Origin of the sequence: Pseudomonas sp. AF32, from assembly GCF_022342325.2 — a bacterium.
GTDB lineage: Bacteria > Pseudomonadota > Gammaproteobacteria > Pseudomonadales > Pseudomonadaceae > Aquipseudomonas > Aquipseudomonas uvaldensis.
On the sequence record NZ_RQJK02000003.1, the window covers coordinates 169,630 to 188,683 of the forward strand.

22 protein-coding genes and 1 tRNA gene are annotated in these 19,054 nt (G+C 58.4%); 20 read left to right on the top strand and 3 right to left on the bottom strand.

Annotated elements, in window-relative coordinates; all coding sequences use genetic code 11:
* Positions 1–46: 46 nt before the first annotated feature.
* On the bottom strand, positions 47–1,393 hold the full coding sequence (locus EGM97_RS04315; protein ID WP_238961071.1) for an OprD family porin: 1,347 nt from the start codon (positions 1,391–1,393) through the stop codon (positions 47–49).
* Between the two features lie 865 nt (positions 1,394–2,258).
* Between EGM97_RS04315 and EGM97_RS04320 the strand changes: the two genes are divergently transcribed.
* Both EGM97_RS04320 and EGM97_RS04325 read left to right on the top strand, forming a co-directional pair.
* Entirely contained in the window at positions 2,259–2,684 is a 426-nt protein-coding gene (locus tag EGM97_RS04320; protein WP_238961072.1) for an HIT domain-containing protein, read from the top strand.
* Between the two features lie 3 nt (positions 2,685–2,687).
* Entirely contained in the window at positions 2,688–2,894 is a 207-nt protein-coding gene (locus EGM97_RS04325) for a SlyX family protein (protein ID WP_053146960.1), read from the top strand.
* Positions 2,895–2,968: 74 nt separating this feature from the next.
* Here the strand turns inward: EGM97_RS04325 and EGM97_RS04330 are convergent, their stop codons facing one another.
* Positions 2,969–3,574, bottom strand: coding sequence for a cold-shock protein (locus EGM97_RS04330; RefSeq protein ID WP_275300511.1), 606 nt, complete (start codon positions 3,572–3,574; stop codon positions 2,969–2,971).
* Positions 3,575–3,950: 376 nt separating this feature from the next.
* Between EGM97_RS04330 and EGM97_RS04335 the strand changes: the two genes are divergently transcribed.
* The 18 genes from EGM97_RS04335 (at position 3,951) to EGM97_RS04420 (ending at position 17,902) form a co-directional block, all read left to right on the top strand.
* On the top strand, positions 3,951–4,424 hold the full coding sequence (locus EGM97_RS04335) for a Dps family protein (RefSeq protein WP_053146964.1): 474 nt from the start codon (positions 3,951–3,953) through the stop codon (positions 4,422–4,424).
* Between the two features lie 275 nt (positions 4,425–4,699).
* Positions 4,700–5,071, top strand: coding sequence for a ribbon-helix-helix domain-containing protein (locus EGM97_RS04340; RefSeq protein WP_053146966.1), 372 nt, complete (start codon positions 4,700–4,702; stop codon positions 5,069–5,071).
* A 175-nt stretch (positions 5,072–5,246) separates the two neighbouring features.
* Positions 5,247–5,468: an FmdB family zinc ribbon protein gene (locus EGM97_RS04345; protein ID WP_042728755.1), complete on the top strand. Its 222-nt coding sequence runs from the start codon at positions 5,247–5,249 to the stop codon at positions 5,466–5,468.
* Positions 5,469–5,543: 75 nt separating this feature from the next.
* Complete coding sequence (gene aspS, locus EGM97_RS04350; protein ID WP_053146967.1) at positions 5,544–7,319, top strand: aspartate--tRNA ligase; 1,776 nt, start codon at positions 5,544–5,546, stop codon at positions 7,317–7,319.
* Between the two features lie 116 nt (positions 7,320–7,435).
* Entirely contained in the window at positions 7,436–8,182 is a 747-nt protein-coding gene (locus tag EGM97_RS04355) for a YebC/PmpR family DNA-binding transcriptional regulator (protein ID WP_039591693.1), read from the top strand.
* A gap of 258 nt (positions 8,183–8,440) precedes the next feature.
* Complete coding sequence (gene ruvC / locus EGM97_RS04360) at positions 8,441–8,965, top strand: crossover junction endodeoxyribonuclease RuvC (RefSeq protein WP_238961073.1); 525 nt, start codon at positions 8,441–8,443, stop codon at positions 8,963–8,965.
* Positions 8,966–9,079: 114 nt separating this feature from the next.
* A complete protein-coding gene (gene ruvA, locus EGM97_RS04365; protein WP_238961074.1) occupies positions 9,080–9,688 on the top strand; it encodes a Holliday junction branch migration protein RuvA in 609 nt (202 codons plus the stop codon).
* A complete protein-coding gene (ruvB, locus tag EGM97_RS04370) occupies positions 9,689–10,750 on the top strand; it encodes a Holliday junction branch migration DNA helicase RuvB (protein WP_238961075.1) in 1,062 nt (353 codons plus the stop codon).
* A gap of 128 nt (positions 10,751–10,878) precedes the next feature.
* Positions 10,879–11,346 (top strand): tol-pal system-associated acyl-CoA thioesterase, encoded by a 468-nt coding sequence (ybgC, locus tag EGM97_RS04375; protein WP_238961076.1) that lies wholly within the window; start codon positions 10,879–10,881, stop codon positions 11,344–11,346.
* A complete protein-coding gene (tolQ, locus tag EGM97_RS04380; protein ID WP_053146980.1) occupies positions 11,336–12,031 on the top strand; it encodes a protein TolQ in 696 nt (231 codons plus the stop codon). The genes ybgC and tolQ overlap by 11 nt, the downstream gene beginning before the upstream one ends.
* A 23-nt stretch (positions 12,032–12,054) precedes the next feature.
* Positions 12,055–12,507: a protein TolR gene (gene tolR, locus EGM97_RS04385; RefSeq protein ID WP_172679583.1), complete on the top strand. Its 453-nt coding sequence runs from the start codon at positions 12,055–12,057 to the stop codon at positions 12,505–12,507.
* A complete protein-coding gene (gene tolA / locus EGM97_RS04390; protein WP_238961077.1) occupies positions 12,507–13,568 on the top strand; it encodes a cell envelope integrity protein TolA in 1,062 nt (353 codons plus the stop codon). The genes tolR and tolA overlap by 1 nt, the downstream gene beginning before the upstream one ends.
* Positions 13,565–14,866, top strand: a complete 1,302-nt coding sequence (tolB, locus tag EGM97_RS04395) for a Tol-Pal system beta propeller repeat protein TolB (protein WP_082339636.1) — start codon at positions 13,565–13,567, stop codon at positions 14,864–14,866. Before tolA ends, tolB begins: the two co-directional genes overlap by 4 nt.
* 52 nt (positions 14,867–14,918) lie before the next feature.
* Positions 14,919–15,419: a peptidoglycan-associated lipoprotein Pal gene (pal, locus tag EGM97_RS04400; protein ID WP_053146989.1), complete on the top strand. Its 501-nt coding sequence runs from the start codon at positions 14,919–14,921 to the stop codon at positions 15,417–15,419.
* Positions 15,420–15,425: 6 nt separating this feature from the next.
* A complete protein-coding gene (gene ybgF / locus EGM97_RS04405) occupies positions 15,426–16,259 on the top strand; it encodes a tol-pal system protein YbgF (protein WP_238961078.1) in 834 nt (277 codons plus the stop codon).
* 162 nt (positions 16,260–16,421) lie between these two features.
* A complete protein-coding gene (gene queE, locus EGM97_RS04410; protein ID WP_238961079.1) occupies positions 16,422–17,069 on the top strand; it encodes a 7-carboxy-7-deazaguanine synthase QueE in 648 nt (215 codons plus the stop codon).
* 1 nt (position 17,070) lies between these two features.
* On the top strand, positions 17,071–17,763 hold the full coding sequence (gene queC / locus EGM97_RS04415) for a 7-cyano-7-deazaguanine synthase QueC (protein WP_238961080.1): 693 nt from the start codon (positions 17,071–17,073) through the stop codon (positions 17,761–17,763).
* Positions 17,764–17,826: 63 nt separating this feature from the next.
* A tRNA-Lys gene (locus EGM97_RS04420) sits at positions 17,827–17,902 on the top strand.
* Between the two features lie 119 nt (positions 17,903–18,021).
* Here EGM97_RS04420 and EGM97_RS04425 read toward each other — a convergent pair.
* On the bottom strand, positions 18,022–18,957 hold the full coding sequence (locus EGM97_RS04425; protein ID WP_238961081.1) for a LysR family transcriptional regulator: 936 nt from the start codon (positions 18,955–18,957) through the stop codon (positions 18,022–18,024).
* Positions 18,958–19,054 lie beyond the last annotated feature (97 nt).

Here is a 19,054-nt window from a genome sequence, read left to right on the forward strand (position 1 = left end):
CCGAAGATGGGCCTTTCTTTGATTACCGCAAACTGACTTTCGGCAATTACAGAACCGAAATCGGGTAGTCGACGATCAGACGGAACTCTTTGATGTCGCCTTCACCTTCGTCAGCGTTAGCGTAGTGCCAGGCTTGACGAATACGGAAGGAAAGATCTTTGGCCGGACCGGACTGAACAACGTACTTGGCTTCCAAGTTGGTTTCGTTGTGTTTGCCGTCTTCGCCATACAGGCCGGCGTAAGGGCTGCCTGTTGGAGTGTTGGTACCGTCGATGTCCCAACCTTTAACGTAACGGGTCATGAAGCTCAGACCAGGAACGCCGTACTCGGCCATCTTCAGGTCGTAACGAACCTGGGCAGACTTCTCGTTAGGTGCGTTGAAGTCGGAGTACTGGATGGAGTTGGCGAGGAAGATCGAGTCGCCACCACGGTTAAAGGCACCACTGTGACCACCTACGCCGATGTAGTCAAACGGAGTGTCACCGTTGATTTTCTGGAAGGCAACGGTAATGGTGTGCGCTTTCAGGAACGAGAAAGCGGCAGCCAGGGAATACGCAGTGTTGCTGATGTCACCGGCTTTGGCGCTGCCAGTGTCGCTGGTGCGGTAGATGTTACCGTCCAGGTTCAGCGACTGATCGCCACCCATTGGGATGGTGTAGTTCAGGTTGGCGTAGTACTGGTTCCAGATATCTTCCAGCTGGGCGCCGTACAACGATGCGCTCAGGTTGTCGTTGAAGGAATATTTACCGCCAACGTAGTCGATGGAATTGGCTTCTACACCAGCGTAAGTTGCGTACAGGCCGCCGTTACGGGCGTTTCTGTCCTGGCTGGTTGCCGAGTAGAAGTGACCGGCTTCGAGGTCAAGGTCTTTGACTTCGCTGCTCTGCAGTTGGAAACCGCTGGCAGTTTGAGGCAGGACGCGGGAACCGCCGATAGCGAACACCGGAGCAGTGCTTGGCTGTTGGTCACCGATCTTCAGCTCGGTCTTGGATACGCGGAACTTGATGGCTGCGCCGGCTTTGCCCTGGCTGTCGTTGACATCGCCGTCGCCAGGAAGGTCGCGGCTCATGTTGCCAGTGCCGCCGGTGCCGTCGCCACCGTCCAGTTTGACTGCCAGGTAACCGAATGCGTCAATGCCAACGCCAACCGTACCTTGGGTGTAACCGGAGTTGAAGTTACCCCAGATGCCTTGGGTCCAGTCTTTCTGATCGGTCGAGCCATCTTTCCGATCACGGTTGAAGTAATAGTTGCGCAACAGCAGTTTGGCGTCAGCGTCTTCAACAAAGCCTTTGGCTTCAGCCTGGTCACTTACAAACGGTGCGGCCGTAGCCATTTGAGTACTGGCTGCTGCAGCAACGGCCAGTGCGATCATGCTCCACTTCATCACGCGCATCGTGATTTGCTCCTTTGGTTTTAGAAGAGTACTGCCGTCCCACCTGTTTTTTTATCTGGGCGGCTCTTTCTTTTTGTGTCGGCGCAAACTTATATCACGCCGACCCTATTGGCGATACTTGCCCATTCAACCTTTCAGCTTCTTTACGACCATGTCGCCAATGGCTCGATCCATGTCGCAATGGGGCTGTTCCGACGCGATCGGAATCGCAACTTGAATGTCGCTTCTTTTTCTTCGGCGTCGGTGTAAAGAGTCCTTGGTTACTGCGCTTGGAGCTCCTTATGGGCAACCCTGCCACGTTATTCATCGGCCCACAGGTTTTCGTTCCGACGGTCCCCTGCGGGCAATGGTTGAGTGAATGCAACAAGCATGCACAAATCCAAATTTTATTTACATTTTTTTCACATTCGGCGCCTCGGTGCCGTGAAACCTCATGAAAACGGGCTCCAAAGGCCTTGTTTTAAATGGGGTTGACTGCCAGGGCGCTCTCGTGTTTCAGGTCTTCAGACTCCGCGCGACAACCAAAAACGTTACCGGTTCACCCCATCGGTGAGTAAATCCCGGATGCTATGTGCACTGAGCGTAGACGCATTGTGCGGTTTTGGTGCAAAAAAAAATCAATGGAATCGCTCAAGATCGGCGCTTGGAAGGTTCATGAAGCGCTCCCCTGTGTTTTTTTGGATTTGATGCACTGTTTTGGTGCTACTCAGGCGATCAGATGTTCAATCTTTCAAGCAGTGTGCGATTCCCGGTGTTACGCGGTGAACGTTCCGCCATTCGCGGGTATGCTGCGAATATATGTCCTACCCAGGGCCCCTGCCCCGTGGAACCGGACGGAATCGATAACGAGCGAGGAGTACGTGCGGTGTTTGCCTTAGATCCACAATTGCAACGAGACACGGTGCCCATCGGCGATTTCCCACTGTGCCGGCTGCTTTTGTCCAACGATTCGAACTACCCCTGGTTCATCCTCGTGCCGCGACGGGAAAATATCAGTGAATTATTTCAGTTGGATGACACTGATCAGCAGCAGCTGTGGAAAGAGACCACGGGGTTGGCTGAAACCCTGAAGGATTGCTTTGACGCCGACAAACTGAATGTGGCGACGCTGGGTAATGTCGTCAGCCAGTTGCACATGCATGTCATCGTGCGAAAAAAGGATGATGCGGCCTGGCCGGCGCCAGTCTGGGGCAAGCACCCGTCGCGGCCCTATAATGCAGAACAGGTGATCGCTATCCGTGAACGCTTGCGGGTAGCTCTGACCGATGATTTCAAGTTTATGGAGGGCTGAACCATGAATCTTGAAGAGCGTGTGACCGATCTGGAAACTCGCCTGGCGTTTCAGGATGACACTATCCAGGCACTGAATGATGTGCTGGTGGAGCAGCAGCGGGTAGTCGAGCGGCTGCAACTGCAGATGGCGGCCTTGCTCAAGCGACAGGAAGAAATGGCCGGGCAATTCGAATCCGTCGAAGAAGAGGCCCCGCCGCCCCACTATTGATGACCGGCCTGATGGCAGGCAATAAAAAAACCGCGAGCAGCCTGACTGCTTCGCGGTTTTTTTTACGCCTGGAATCAGCGGCGCGGTAGCGCTGCGATCACATCTTCGGCCTGCAGGCCCTTGTCGCGGTGCATCACGGAGAACTCCACGCGCTGGCCCTCGACCAGGACGCGGTGACCTTCGCCACGAATGGCCCGGAAGTGCACGAAGATATCATCGCCGGAGTCACGGGAAATAAAGCCGAACCCCTTGGAGGTGTTGAACCATTTCACGGTGCCGGTATCGCGGTTCGACATGTCGTAATGCTGTGGCGCGGCAGCCGGCGACGACTTCTTGTAGAAGCTGACGGCCAGTTGCAATGCCACCGCGAGCAGCGCCGCGGTGAGGCTGAACAGAATGGCCGGATGACCGGCGATTTCCGGCAGGGGGGCCAGCAGACTCAGGGTCTGCACGGCGACGGCCAGTACCAGCAATGCGCTGACCAGGTTTTGCAGTTGATGGCGTGGACCTTTGTGCCAATGAGGGATGACAGGTGCGAGGATCAGGTTGAGCAGGCCGAAAAAGGCCAGGTAAAGCGCGTCAGGGTGTTGCAGGTAGGGTGTGGCTTCGGAACCCAGGCTAGGAATGAAGGACAGCAGCAAGGCAGCTGCGCCCATTAGCAAGTGGACGATTTTCAACATTTTGATTGGCTCACGGTTTAGACAGATCACAAGGAAGAGCTGCTCGGGGACGGTTCGCTTCGGAACGATGAGAGGCGTTGGACACGTACCCGAATCAGCCTATGCGCCACACCCGGGAAAATAAGCGTGGCGACACACCGTCTATTTAACAGTAAAGCCGAGGCCTTCTCAAACTCGTTGCGGGCGGGGGCTGCGCTGTTCGTCGGCCCGAAAGCCGGGCGGGTTCTTGAAGGTCTCTGTCAAAGGGCGTTGAATTTCCCGGTACCCCGGCGTGTCAGTTCAGGGAGTGCAGGCGATTTGTCGCAGGGGGCGGGCGGTAACACCCGCTAAAGTGACAGAGCCGCTGTCCTATTATCCCGTCAGGAGATCAATCAACATGGCAATAGATATCGGTATCAGTGAGGAAGATCGCAAGTCCATTGTCGACGGACTGTCACGTCTGCTGTCGGACACCTATGTGCTGTATCTGAAGACTCACAATTTTCACTGGAATGTCACGGGGCCCATGTTCCGGACCCTGCACTTGATGTTCGAGGAGCAATACAACGAGCTGGCGCTGGCGGTGGATCTCATTGCCGAGCGAATCCGTGCCCTCGGCTTTCCCGCGCCGGGAGCCTATTCCGTGTATGCGCGCCTGTCGTCCATCAAGGAGGAGGAAGGCGTGCCGAGCGCCGAAGACATGATCCGCCAACTGGTGGAGGGCCAGGAAGCGGTGACACGCACGGCTCGCGGCATTTTCCCCTTGCTGGACAAGGTCAGCGACGAGCCTACCGCCGATCTGTTGACCCAGCGTATGCAAGTGCATGAAAAAACGGCGTGGATGTTGCGTTCGCTGCTGGACGAACGGTGAGCCTTGCGCGGGCGATGATGAGCTTCTGGCATCATCGTCCGCCTGGGGTGGCTGCTGGTTTCCTTCGTATCAGGCTTTTCGATCAGTCGACAGGCTTCCTCTGGGTTAACCCATCGTGTGTAGGACGACGTAAATCGTCGCCGGCTTGCTGTTGGCTTGTCCTACGTTGATGGTCATAAAGTCATCTGGATCTTGCGACCCCCATTGAGCTTCCATGGGCTGACAGATTGATTGTTGTGACTGAGAGGTTCGTATGGCAAAGGAGTGTCAGCGGTATGATTCAAGGAAAAGAAACCAGGGAGGGCGCGCAGGGGCGCTACCAGGCCATTCATGTCGACCCGTTCGTCAGCGGTTTCGACATGCAGTTGGCCCGGCCTCTGTCCCGCTCCATCCGCCTGAACGGGTTCGCCACTTGCCTGCGGCTGGAGCAGGTCTACTGGGACATCCTCCGGGATATGGCGCAGCTCAACAATTGCTCGATCAGTACTCTGTTATCCCATGTGGACAGGGAGGTGCACCTGCGTCATGGCGGAGTACGCAATTTCAGTGGATTGGTGCGTGTAGTCTGCGTGGTGCACAGCCTGAAGGAGGCGGGGATGGAGGTTGTCGAGCGCCACTGGCGTGGTACACCGCCCGCTGGTGACTGAGCAGGAGCGCAGATGAATGCTTGCGGGGGTGTTCCCGATTCGTTTGCCCTTTCCAGGAAAACGAATCGGGAACGCCCCCTACGGCTGCACAGGCTGCATTTAATGGATATAATCCCGCTCTTTGCCGCAAAGCCCAGTTTTTGCGTGAGTAACCTGATCGCCGAGAAAACCTCCCATGCCGATGTACGACTATCAATGTGCTTCCTGTGGTCATCAGATGGAAGTCATTCAAAAGATCAGCGAGGCACCGCTGGTCGACTGCCCTGCCTGTCAGGCGCCGGAACTGAAAAAGATGCTGTCCATGCCGGGGTTTCGCCTTGGCGGTACTGGCTGGTATGAAACCGACTTCAAGACCGGCGCCAAGAAGAATCTGGCCGGTGGCGACAAAGCTGACTGAGTTGAACACGCGCGGGTCCCTGCGCTGGCAGGGCCTCCAACCGAATGTCGAATTACGAGAAGTGAAACCACTACCATGATGCGCAGCCATTATTGCGGCCAACTGAACGAAAGCCTGGAAGGTCAGGAAGTTACTCTTTGCGGATGGGTTCATCGTCGCCGTGACCATGGCGGGGTGATTTTCCTCGATATCCGTGATCGTGAAGGCCTGGCCCAGGTGGTGTTCGACCCGGACCGCGCTGAAACCTTCGCCACGGCCGACCGCGTGCGCAGTGAGTACGTCGTCAAGATCACCGGCAAGGTGCGTCTGCGCCCGGCTGGCGCTGGCAACGCCAACATGGCGTCCGGCATGATCGAAGTGCTGGGTTATGAGTTGCAGGTGCTCAACGAAGCGGAAACCCCGCCGTTCCCGCTCAACGAATATTCCGACGTAGGTGAGGAAACCCGCCTGCGCTATCGCTTCATCGACCTGCGTCGTCCGGAAATGGCCGAGAAGCTGCGTCTGCGTTCGCGCATGACCACCAGCATCCGCCGCTACCTGGACGAGAACGGCTTCCTCGACGTCGAGACGCCGATCCTGACCCGCGCCACGCCGGAAGGCGCCCGTGACTACCTGGTGCCGAGCCGTACCCACCCCGGCAGCTTCTTCGCCTTGCCGCAATCGCCGCAGCTGTTCAAGCAACTGCTGATGGTGGCTGGCTTCGACCGTTACTACCAGATCGCCAAGTGCTTCCGCGACGAAGACCTGCGTGCCGACCGTCAGCCTGAGTTCACTCAGATCGACATCGAGACCAGCTTCCTCGACGAAAAAGACATCATGGGCCTGACCGAGGGCATGATCCGTAACCTGTTCAAGGAAGTGCTGGGTCTGGAATTCGGTGAGTTCCCGCACATGACCTTCGAGGAGGCCATGCGCCGCTATGGTTCCGACAAGCCGGACCTGCGTATTCCGCTGGAACTGGTGGATGTGGCCGACCAGCTCAAGGAAGTCGAATTCAAGGTCTTCAGCGGTCCGGCCAACGATCCGAAAAGCCGCGTGGCCGCCTTGCGCGTGCCGGGCGGGGCGAGCATGCCGCGCAGCAAGATCGACGACTACACCAAGTTCGTCGGCATCTACGGTGCCAAGGGCCTGGCGTACATCAAGGTCAACGAACGGGCCAAGGGCGTCGAAGGCTTGCAGTCGCCGATCGTCAAGAACATCCCCGAAGCCAATCTGAACGTGATCCTCGATCGCGTCGGCGCGGTCGACGGCGACATCGTGTTCTTCGGTGCCGACAAGGCCAAGATCGTCAGCGAAGCCTTGGGCGCGCTGCGTATCAAGGTCGGTCATGACCTGGAGCTGCTGACCTGCGAGTGGGCGCCGATGTGGGTCGTTGACTTCCCGATGTTCGAAGAAAATGACGACGGCAGCTTCTCCGCGCTGCATCATCCGTTCACCGCACCGAAATGCTCGCCTGAAGAGCTGGAAGCCAGTCCGGCGACTGCTTTGTCCCGTGCATACGACATGGTCCTGAACGGCACCGAGCTGGGTGGCGGTTCGATCCGTATCCATCGCAAGGAAATGCAACAGGCGGTCTTCCGTCTGCTGGGTATCGACGAAGCGGAACAGGAAGAGAAATTCGGCTTCCTGCTCGATGCGCTGAAGTACGGTGCACCGCCCCACGGTGGCCTGGCCTTCGGCCTGGATCGCCTGGTGATGCTGATGACCGGCGCCCAGTCGATCCGTGAAGTGATCGCATTCCCGAAAACCCAGAGCGCGGCCGATGTCATGACCCAGGCGCCGGGTGAGGTGGATGCCAAGGCTCTGCGCGAGCTGCACATTCGCCTGCGTGAACAGCCAAAGGCTGAGTAAGGCTGGCACCTGAGGGCGCATCTTCGGATGCGCCTTTTCATTGGTGTCGATATTTCCGATTGCCGGCGGCTGCGCAAGGGCAGGGCCGGCAATGTTTCAAGAAAACGGAGCGAGTTATGGCAGGTCATTCCAAGTGGGCGAACATCAAGCACCGCAAAGAACGTCAGGATGCCAAGAGAGGCAAGATCTTTACCAAGTGGATCCGTGAGCTGACGGTCGCGGCCCGCCAGGGTGGCGGTGATCCGGGCTCGAACCCGCGCTTGCGCCTGGCCCTGGACAAGGCGCTCGGTGCGAACATGAGCCGCGACATCATCGACCGGGCCATTGCCCGGGGAGCGGGTGCGACCGAGGCTGACAACGTTGAAGAGCTGACCTACGAAGGTTACGGTCCGGGCGGTGTGGCAGTGATGGTCGAATGCATGACCGACAACCGGAACCGTACCGCGGCGGCTGTGCGTCATGCCTTCAGCAAATGCGGCGGCAACCTGGGCACCGACGGTTCGGTGGCCTATCTGTTCGAGCGCAAGGGGCAGATCAGCTTCGCGCCAGGCCTCGATGAGGACGCCCTGACAGAGGCGGCCCTTGAAGCCGACGCAGACGACGTGGTCGGCCACGAAGACGGCTCGTTCGACGTGTTCACCTCATTCGCCAGCTTCTATGCCGTGCGCAACGCGCTGGAGGCTGCCGGGTTCAAGCCGGCCGATGCGGAAATCGTCATGCAGCCGACCACCAGCGCCGAACTGGATCTGGAAGGCGCTGAAAAGGTGCTCAAGCTGATCGACATGCTGGAAGACCTGGATGACGTGCAGAACGTTTATTCCAATGCCGATATTCCAGAGTCTGTGGCTGAACAGCTTGGCTGATCCCTCCACGGTGTGGTCAGTTAAGCGTAACCCTGTGGCGAGGGGATTTATCCCCGCTGGGTCGCGCAGCGGCCCCAAATCCGGCAGCTCGGTGTATCAGACAGAGTGAGTTGACTGTTCTGGGGGCTGCTACGCAGCCCAGCGGGGATAAATCCCCTCGCCACAGGAATTGTTCGACTTTACATATCGTGCGTGACCGGCATGGGGTTAAGCCCTTGCTGTATCCTCTTGTAACCCGCATTACCTTTCGCAGGCGCTATGACTTTAATCCTTGGCATCGACCCCGGTTCGCGCATCACCGGCTATGGCGTGGTTCGCGATACCGGACGCGGTTGCGTGTACGTTGCCTCCGGCTGCATCCGCACCGGCGCCGGTGAATTGCATGAGCGCCTTCAGATTGTTTATCGCGGCGTACGCGAAGTCATCCAGACCTACGGCCCGGTCACCATGGGCATCGAAAAGGTTTTCATGGCCCGCAATGCCGATTCGGCCCTGAAGCTGGGGCAGGCCCGGGGCGCGGCGATTGTTGCCGGCGCCGAGGAAAGCCTGGAAATTGCCGAGTACACCGCTACCCAGGTCAAGCAGGCAGTCGTCGGAACGGGGGCGGCGAACAAGGAGCAGGTGCAGATGATGGTGATGCATTTGCTGAAATTGGTCAGCAAGCCGCAGATCGACGCTTCCGATGCCCTGGCGATTGCCATTTGTCATGCGCATACGCGGTCCAGTCTCATGCCCCACGGCTTGGGGGCCGCACGCAGTCGTGGCGGGCGCCTGCGTCTCTGATAGCATCGGCGCAATCATTCATGAGCCTGGGCATCGAACACCTGTATTGTGGGTGTTCTGTCCAGGTTTTCACTTTGCCAGCCGGCGGCTGGCCAACGCCCAAGGATCTGAAACGTGATTGGACGCTTGCGCGGCACTCTGGCTGAAAAGCAGCCGCCGCACCTGATTCTGGATGTAAACGGGCTGGGCTATGAGCTGGAAGTGCCCATGACCACGCTGTACCGTCTGCCGCCGGTCGGCGAGCCGCTGACTCTGCACACCCATCTGGTTGTACGAGAAGATGCGCAGTTACTGTATGGTTTCGTCGGCAAGCGCGAGCGAGACTTTTTTCGTGAGCTGATCCGTCTCAATGGTGTGGGGCCGAAACTGGCCCTGGCCTTGATGTCGAGCCTGGAAGTCGACGAGCTGGTGCGTTGCGTTCAATCCCAGGACACCTCCGCATTGACCAAGGTGCCGGGCGTGGGCAAGAAAACCGCCGAACGCCTGCTGGTCGAGCTCAAGGATCGGTTCAAGGCCTGGGAGACTGTGCCGGCCATGTTCGCCCTGGTGCCGAACCAGCCGGACGCGCCCGCGCCTGTCATCAGTGCCGAGAGCGATGCGGTCAGTGCGCTGATCTCCCTGGGCTACAAGCCGCAGGAAGCCAGCAAGGCCGTTTCCGCCATCAAGGAAAAGGGCCTGAGCAGCGAAGAAATGATTCGTCGCGCCCTGAAGGGGATGATTTAAGTGATTGAAGCCGATCGTCTGATCGCCGCCACGGGTGGGCCCCGTGACCGCGAAGAAATCCAGGACCGTGCGATTCGCCCTGTCAGCCTGGCCGATTACATCGGCCAACCGACCGTGCGCGAGCAGATGGAATTGTTCATCCAGGCGGCCCGTGGGCGCAGCGAATCGCTGGACCACACCCTGATCTTCGGGCCGCCAGGCCTGGGTAAGACCACCCTGGCGAACATCATTGCTCAGGAAATGGGCGTGTCGATCAAGAGCACGTCGGGACCGGTCCTCGAACGACCGGGGGATTTGGCGGCATTGCTGACCAACCTCGAGCCTCATGACGTGCTGTTCATCGACGAAATCCACCGGCTGTCGCCCATCGTCGAGGAAGTGCTGTACCCGGCCATGGAGGATTTTCAACTCGACATCATGATCGGCGAGGGACCGGCGGCGCGTTCCATCAAGCTGGACCTGCCACCCTTCACCCTGGTGGGCGCTACCACCCGCGCCGGCATGTTGACCAACCCCCTGCGCGACCGTTTCGGCATCGTCCAGCGCCTGGAGTTCTACAGCAATGCGGACCTGGCGACGATTGTCAGTCGCTCGGCGGGCATCCTTGGGCTGCCGCTGGACCCGGAGGGGGCCTATGAGGTGGCCCGTCGCGCCCGAGGGACGCCGCGGATCGCCAACCGTCTGCTGCGTCGGGTGCGGGATTTTGCCGAGGTCCGTGCCAAGGGCCATATCACCAAGTCGATTGCCGGCCTGGCGTTGAACCTGCTGGACATCGACGAACGGGGGTTCGATCACCAGGACCGGCGCCTTCTGCTGACCATGATCGAGAAATTCGACGGTGGGCCGGTGGGCGTGGACAGCCTCGCCGCGGCCATCAGCGAAGAGCGCCATACCATCGAGGATGTGCTGGAACCTTATCTGATCCAGCAAGGCTATATCATGCGTACCCCGCGCGGGCGTGTGGTGACGCGGCATGCCTATCTGCACTTTGGTTTAAACATCCCGACACGAATGGGTGAGATGCCGACGGTAGACGAATTCCTCGATGCCGTGGACGATTGACCGACCTCCGTGCAGCGACTTTTTTGCGGTTCGTGCTGTCCCAGACCACGCCCGGAGCGTCAATGCACTCGAGAATGAAAAAACAGTTGCCTGGCCGGATTGGCAACCTGAGGAGTAAGCACTAGAGTATGCGCGCGCAAAACGGGCTGGAGTCGTTCGCACATCGCTGTCGCGTTTATTACGAGGACACCGATGCCGGCGGTATCGTTTACTACGTCAATTACCTCAAGTTTATGGAACGGGCTCGAACCGAACGGCTGCGGGAACTGGGTTTTGCCCAATCCGCGCTGGCAGGGGAGGACCTGTTATTCGTCGTGCATTCCAGCGAAGCGCGTTATCACGCGCCGGCGCGATTGGACGATGAGCTTCTGGTAACGGCCGATGTCATCGAATTGAACCGTGTCAGCCTGCGCTTCAAGCAGCAAGTGAGGCGGGCAACGGATAATGCGCTGCTCTGTGAAGGGCAGTTTTTGGTGGCCTGTGTGCGCACCCATAGTTTGAAACCCCGGGCCATTCCCGAAGCTCTACGTACGGCCTTTGCCGGCGTGAGCGGCGCGGGTACACACTCAGAGCAGGAGATAAAGCGTGGAAGCTAACGTCGTCGACCATACCTCCATGTGGAGCCTGGTCAGCAATGCCAGTGTCGTGGTGCAACTGGTAATGCTGACCCTGGTAGCCGCATCGGTGACCTCATGGATCATGATTTTTCAGCGTGGCAACCTGTTGCGCGCCGGTCGCCGTGCCCTGGAGAGCTTTGAGGAGCGCTTCTGGTCCGGTATCGACCTGTCCAAGCTCTACCGCCAGGCGGGCAGCAACCCGGATCCGGACTCGGGCGTCGAGCAGATCTTTCGCGCTGGCTTCAAGGAGTTCTCCCGCTTGCGCCAGCAGCCGGGCGTCGATCCTGAAGCCGTGATGGAAGGCGTGGCCCGCGCCATGCGTGTGGCCATTTCCCGCGAGGAAGAAAAGCTCGAACAGAGCCTGCCATTCCTGGCCACCGTCGGTTCGGTCAGCCCGTACATCGGTCTGTTCGGTACCGTCTGGGGGATCATGAACTCCTTCCGTGGCCTGGCTTCCGCCCAGCAAGCGACTCTGGCCACCGTGGCGCCTGGTATCGCCGAGGCACTCGTCGCGACTGCCATTGGTCTGTTCGCGGCCATCCCGGCCGTTATCGCCTACAACCGTTTCGCTGCCCGCAGCGAAACGCTGATCGGCCGCTACTACACCTTCGCCGATGAGTTCCAGGCGATCCTGCACCGCAAAGTGCACACCAGCGAAGAATAAGCAGGTATTTCCCGATGGCTTTAATCGCTCGAGCCCGAAACAAGCGCAAGCCGGTCGCCGAGATGAACGTGGTGCCCTACATCGACGTGATGCTGGTGCTGCTGGTCATCTTCATGGTGACCGCGCCCATGCTCAACCAGGGCGTGAAGGTCGATCTGCCCAAGGTTTCCAGCGAAGCCTTGCCGCAGGACAACAACACCCAGGTACTGACCATTTCGATCAAGGCTGACAAGACCTACTACTGGAACCTTGGCAGTGAAGTCGACACCGAGAAGCAGCAGGACCGGGCCATGACCTTGCCGCAGATGACCGATGCGGTGACCAAGATCATCAATAATGGCAACCAGAACGGCAAGCGCACCCAGGTCTTCATCCGAGGTGACAAGACGGTCGACTACGGTGCCGTGATGGGCGCCATGGGTGGCCTGCAGAAAGCCGGGGTCGGTAATGTTGGCTTGATCACCGAGGCCCCCTGATGCAGCAACAGCGAGAGCCGTCCGCCTCGGAAAGCTACTTCTGGCCCAGTGTTTGGGCAATTGGCTTGCATGTGCTGGTGTTTGGCATGCTCTTCGTCAGTTTTTCCATGACACCGGAGCTGCCGCCGGCCAAACCGATCGTGCAGGCGACCCTGTACCAGCTCAAATCCAAGAGCCAGGCCACCACACAAACCAACCAGAAGATCGCCGGTGAGGCGAAGAAGTCCGCCGCACGCCAGACCGAAGTCGAGCAGATGGAGCAGAAAAAGGTCGAGCAGGAAGCGATAAAGGCCGCGGAACAAAAGAAAGAGGAAGCTGCTCAAAAGGCCGAAGAAGCGAAGAAGGCCGACGAGGCCAAGAAAGCTGACGAGGCCCGCAAAGCCGATGAGGCGAAAAAAGCCGCCGAGGCCAAGAAGGCAGAAGAGAAACAATTGGCTGATATAGCCAAGAAGAAAGCCGAAGAAGAAGCCAAGAAAGCCGCTGAAGAAGAGGCCAAGAAGGCGGCCGCGGAAGAGGCGAAGAAAAAGATCGTCGAGGACGCGAAGAAGAAAGCCGCTGAAGACGCCAAGAAGAAAGCTGAAGCTGACGAGGCGAAGAAGAAAATCGCCGAAGACGCGAAGAAGAAAGCCGCTGCCGATGCCGCCAAGAAAAAGGCCCAGGACGCCGCGCGCAAGTCTGCCGAAGAGAAGAAGGCCCAGGCCCTGGCAGACCTGCTTTCCGACACGCCGCAGCGCCAGCAGGCCTTGGCCGATGAGCAGGGCGATGAAGTCGCCGGCAGCTTCGATGACCTGATTCGTGCCCGTGCGGCAGAAGGCTGGGCTCGTCCACCTTCGGCGCGCCAAGGCATGACGGTGGTCTTGCAGATCGGCATGTTGCCGGACGGTACGGTGGCCTCGGTCAGCGTGGCCAAGTCCAGTGGCGACGGACCTTTCGATGCTTCGGCGGTTGCAGCGGTCAAGAACATCGGACGATTGACGGAAATGCAAGGAATGAAGCCGAGCGATTTCGCTCCCTATCGTTCATTCAAGATGACATTCACACCTGAGGATCTAGCCTTGTGAGAAACCTTCTTCGATCAATGCTTGTCGTTATCTGCTGCCTGGCAGGGATAGCGGTGGCAGAGGAAAAGAACATTCTGGTCACCAGCGGCAGCGACCGGGCCACCCCGATCGCCGTCGTACCGTTCGGCTGGCAGGGCGGCAGCGTCCTGCCGGACGACATGGCGGAAATCATCGGCAACGACCTGCGTAACTCGGGTTACTACGCGCCGATTCCCAAGCAGAACATGATCAGCCTGCCGACCCAGGCCAGCGAAGTCATCTACCGTGACTGGAAGGCCCTGGGCGCCCAGTACATCATGGTCGGTAGCATCGTTCCGGCCGGTGGCCGCCTGCAAGTGCAGTACGCCCTGTTCAACGTCGCCACCGAGCAGCAAGTGCTGACCGGAAGCGTGTCGGGCAGCGTCGACCAACTGCGCGACATGGCGCACTACATCTCCGACCAGTCGTTCGAAAAGCTCACTGGCATCAAGGGCGCGTTCTCAACCCGCATGCTCTATGTGACGGCCGAGCGCTTCTCGGAAAACAACACCCGCTACACCCTGCAACGTTCTGACTACGACGGCGCCCGTGCGGTAACCCTGCTGCAATCCCGTGAGCCGATCCTGTCGCCACGTTTCGCCCCCGATGGCAAGCGTATCGCCTATGTGTCGTTCGAGCAGAAGCGTCCGCGTATCTTCGTGCAGCACATCGATACCGGTCGTCGTGAGCAGATCACCAACTTCGAAGGCCTGAACGGTGCGCCGTCCTGGTCGCCGGACGGTTCGCGCCTGGCGTTCGTACTGTCCAAGGACGGTAACCCGGACGTCTACGTGATGAATCTGGCGTCTCGTTCGATCTCCCGCGTCACCAACGGCCCGGGCATCAACACTGAGCCGTTCTGGGGCAAGGATGGCTCGACCATCTACTTCACCTCCGACCGTGGTGGCAAGCCACAGATCTACAAGACCAGTGCCGGTGGCGGCGGTGCCGAACGCGTGACGTTCGTCGGTAACTACAACGCCAACCCGAAACTGTCGGCGGATGAAAAGACCCTGGTGATGATCCATCGCCAGGATGGTTTCACCAATTTCAAGGTAGCGGCCCAGGATTTGCAGCGCGGCAGCGTAAAAATCCTGACTGATAGCACTCTGGACGAGTCGCCTACTGTTGCGCCCAACGGCACCATGGTAATCTACGCCACCCGCCAGCAGGGCCGGGGAGTGCTGATGCTCGTGTCCATCAATGGACGCGTGAGGCTCCCGCTTCCTACCGCACAAGGCGAAGTCAGAGAACCGTCCTGGTCCCCTTACCTGAACTGACGCGGCGCAATACGTTTTACTTAACACACTGGGGTTCATTAGGAGTTTCACGATGGAAATGCTGAAGTTTGGTAAATTTGCTGCGCTGGCTCTGGCCATGGCCGTAGCTGTAGGTTGCTCGTCCAAAGGCGGCGACAACGCCGGTGAAGGCGCTGTTGATCCGAACGCTGGTTACGGCGCTAACACTGGTGCAGTTGACGGCTCCCTGAGCGAAGAAGCTGCTCTGCGCGCAATCACCACCTTCTACTTCGAATACGACAGTTCGGACCTGAAGCCAGAAGCCATGCGCTCGCTGGACGTTCACGCCAAAGACCTGAAAGCAAACGGCGCTCGCGTTGTTCTGGAAGGCAACACCGACGAACGTGGTACTCGTGAGTACAACATGGCACTGGGCGAGCGTCGTGCGAAAGCCGTTCAGCGCTACCTGGTACTGCAAGGTGTTTCCCCAGCTCAGCTGGAACTGGTTTCCTACGGCGAAGAGCGTCCAGTTGCCACTGGCAACGACGAGCAGTCCTGGGCTCAAAACCGTCGCGTCGAACTGCGTAAGAACTGATTCGTCATGCGAACGTGCCGTCGTGCTGTAACTGTTCTGGCTCTCAGCCTCGCGCCATTCATGGCGTGGGCTGCGGTTCCTGTGGTCGATAACGATTCCGGCTATAACAATAGCGGGGGCAGCTATCCGCCTGCGGGTTACGGTACGAACGGCGCCTATGCCGGGGGAGGAGTTTCGGCTCCTGTCTCGGCACAGGGCGAGCTGTTCAACCAACTGCAGCAAATGCAGGATCAGATTTCACGCCAGCAAGGCGCGATTGAAGTGCTGCAAAACGAAGTATCGCGCATGAAACAGGAGAACCTGGAACGTTACCAGGATCTTGATCGGCGCATAGGAACCGGCGTTGCACCCGCCGCGACTCCTGAGAATTCTCCATCCGGTGGCGACTTGAACGCCCCCGGTGCCGCAGCGGGCGCAGGGGCAGCCGCTCCGGCAGCACCTGCCGCCAGCGGCGAGCCGGCCGACCCGGCGAAGGAAAAGCTCTATTACGATGCCGCCTTCGACCTGATCAAGGCCAAGGATTTCGACAAGGCCAGCCAGGCCTTCGGCGCTTTCCTGCGTAAATACCCGAACAGTCAGTACGCGGGCAATGCCCAATACTGGCTGGGCGAAGTGAACCTGGCAAAGGGTGACCTGCAAGGCGCCGGACAGGCGTTCGCCAAGGTCTCCCAGTTGTACCCAAAGCATGCCAAGGTACCGGATTCGCTGTACAAGCTTGCTGATGTAGAGCGTCGTCTTGGTCATACCGATAAGGTCAAGGGGATTCTGCAGCAAGTCGTGGCCCAGTATCCGGGCACATCCGCTGCTCAGTTGGCTCAGCGTGACTTGCAGCGCATGTAGACCGACCCGTTTGTGAAGAAACCCGCGCCTGTCGCGGGTTTTTTCGTTAGAATTCACGCCCTTTTCATGAAACACGCTTCTTGGGGCCTGCGCGTTGGCGGGGTTCCTTGAAGTGCCTGACGGAGGCGGACGGCCTGTTTAGCTGTTACGCCCGTGGCGACTATGCAAGACACATTGAGAATCACCGAAGTTTTTTACTCTTTGCAGGGTGAAACGCGAACGGCCGGGCTGCCCACGGTATTCGTGCGCCTGACCGGCTGCCCGTTGCGTTGTCAATACTGCGACAGTGCCTACGCTTTCAGCGGCGGCACTCTGCGAACCCTCGACGATATCCTTGAACAAGTGGCCGGTTATCGTCCGCGCTATGTCTGCGTCACGGGCGGTGAGCCGCTGGCGCAGCCCAATGCCATTCCCTTGATCCAACGGCTGTGTGATGCCGGTTACGAGGTCTCGCTGGAAACCAGCGGCGCATTGGATATCTCGGCGGTCGATACGCGGGTCAGTCGCGTCCTGGACCTGAAGACCCCAGGCTCCAAGGAGGCGCATCGCAACCGTTACGAAAACATCGAGCTGCTGACACGCAACGATCAGGTCAAGTTCGTGATCTGCTCGCGTGAGGACTACGACTGGGCTGTGTCCAAGCTCATTCAGTACGGGCTCGACCAGCGAGCGGGGGAGGTATTGTTTTCCCCGAGCCATCACGACTTGAACGCTCGCGATCTGGCGGATTGGGTGGTGGCAGATAACCTGCCGGTCCGCCTGCAATTGCAACTGCATAAATATCTTTGGAACGACGAGCCGGGGCGCTGATATGACAGAGCAATCGAACACAGTGGAAAAACGTGCGGTCATCCTGTTGTCCGGCGGCCTGGATTCGGCAACGGTCGTGGCCATGGCTCGCGCCGAAGGCTACCGTTGCTACACCATGAGCTTCGACTACGGTCAGCGCCATCGTGCTGAACTGCAGGCCGCCGAGCGGGTAGCCCGCGATCTGGGCGTGGTGGAGCATAAAGTGATCGGCCTGAACCTCAACGGCATTGGCGGCTCGGCCTTGACCGACAGTTCCATCGATGTGCCAGAGGCCCCGAGCGAAGGTATCCCGGTGACTTATGTGCCGGCTCGCAATACGGTGTTCCTGTCTCTGGCGCTGGGTTGGGCCGAGGTGCTGGGCGCCCGGGACATTTTCATCGGCGTCAATGCCGTGGATTATTCGGGTTACCCGGACTGCCGTCCGGAATTCGTCGAAGCCTTCGAGCGCATGGCCAACCTGGCGACCAAGGCCGGCGTGGAAGGCCAGGGTTTTCGTATCCAGGCGCCGCTGCAAAATCTCAGCAAGGCGCAGATCATCACGGCTGGTGTGAAGCTGGGCGTGGATTATGGACTGACTGTTTCCTGCTATCAGGCGGATGAGCAGGGCCGTGCATGCGGCAAATGCGACAGCTGCCGCCTGCGTGCCGAGGGCTTCAAAGCGGCGGGCGTGGGCGATCCGACCCCATATTTTTGATTTTTTTCAAATTGGGTGTTGAATAGTCCTTAAAAATCAGTATTATACGCGCCACCACGAAGCGGGTCGTTAGCTCAGTTGGTAGAGCAGTTGGCTTTTAACCAATTGGTCGTAGGTTCGAATCCTACACGACCCACCATTTTTAGAAGATTTTGAAAATCTGGAAGGCCCACGAAAGTGAGGATTTCCAGATTTTTTTTTGCCTGTAGAAAAGTCTCGGCCGGGGAACCACGAGGAATTCCCGTGGTTCCCCGGCGGTTACAGCAAGCCGTCCTCGGCGCAGACTTTCACAATCTGTTCGCGAAACCAAATGTTGGCGTTGTCTTGGCCGGGCTTCTCGCTCCACACCATATCCAGCGTGAAATTCGGTAGTCCCGTGGGCGGTTTGCGATGGCTGAATCTCTCCTCGTCGCAGGTCAGGGCCTGGATGCGTCGTGGCAGCGTCAGCACGAAGTCGGTCCCGGGGATCATGTTGAGTGCCGCCACGTAACTGTTGGCCCGAGCCACGATCTGGCGGCTATGGCCCTGGCGGGCGAGCCAGCCGTCGACCATGTTGGTGTCGGACGTCCAGGGCGTAGGAAAAACATGCGGGCATGCGACAAACGTCTCCAGGCTGAGCGCCTCGTCCGGCAAGTCGGCATGCTTGTCGACCACACAAACTAATTCATCTTCCAGCAGTACTTGCGAGCGCAGTCCCTTTGCGCCACGGTGGAAGTTCGGTCCAAAACAAACAACCAAGTCGAAACGGCCATCCATCAATTCGTCGACCGGAATATCTTTATGGAATTTCGTTATATTCACGATGATAGGAAAACGGCTGCCGACAAAGCGCTTGATCAATTTTGGGAGTATCAACAGTTCAAAGTATTCGGGCGCGCAAATGTTGAAAGTAATCTCTTTCTGGGTTGGGTCGAATGTTTGAATACCTGAATGGCAGATGTTGATCGTCTGAAGAATCTTGACGATATGGCTGTACATCGCACTGGCTTTGTTTGTAGGCCGCATGCCGCTGCGAGTGTTAATGAATAATTCATCTTCGAAGCTGGTACGCAGTTTTTTCAGGCAGTAGCTGACGGTGGATTGGCTGACACAAAGGGCTTCGGAGACCTCGGTAACGCTGCTCTGCTCGTACACCGCTACGAACACCATGAGGTCCTGCATGTCCAGCTTTCTAAGCAAATTACTATTGAGCATAAGTTCCTTCTAGGCGCATTCCATGGGCTAGCGTCTCTTGTTTTTATGACAAAGACGTTTATTTATATATTAGCGGAAGCAATTTATTTTTTAAATG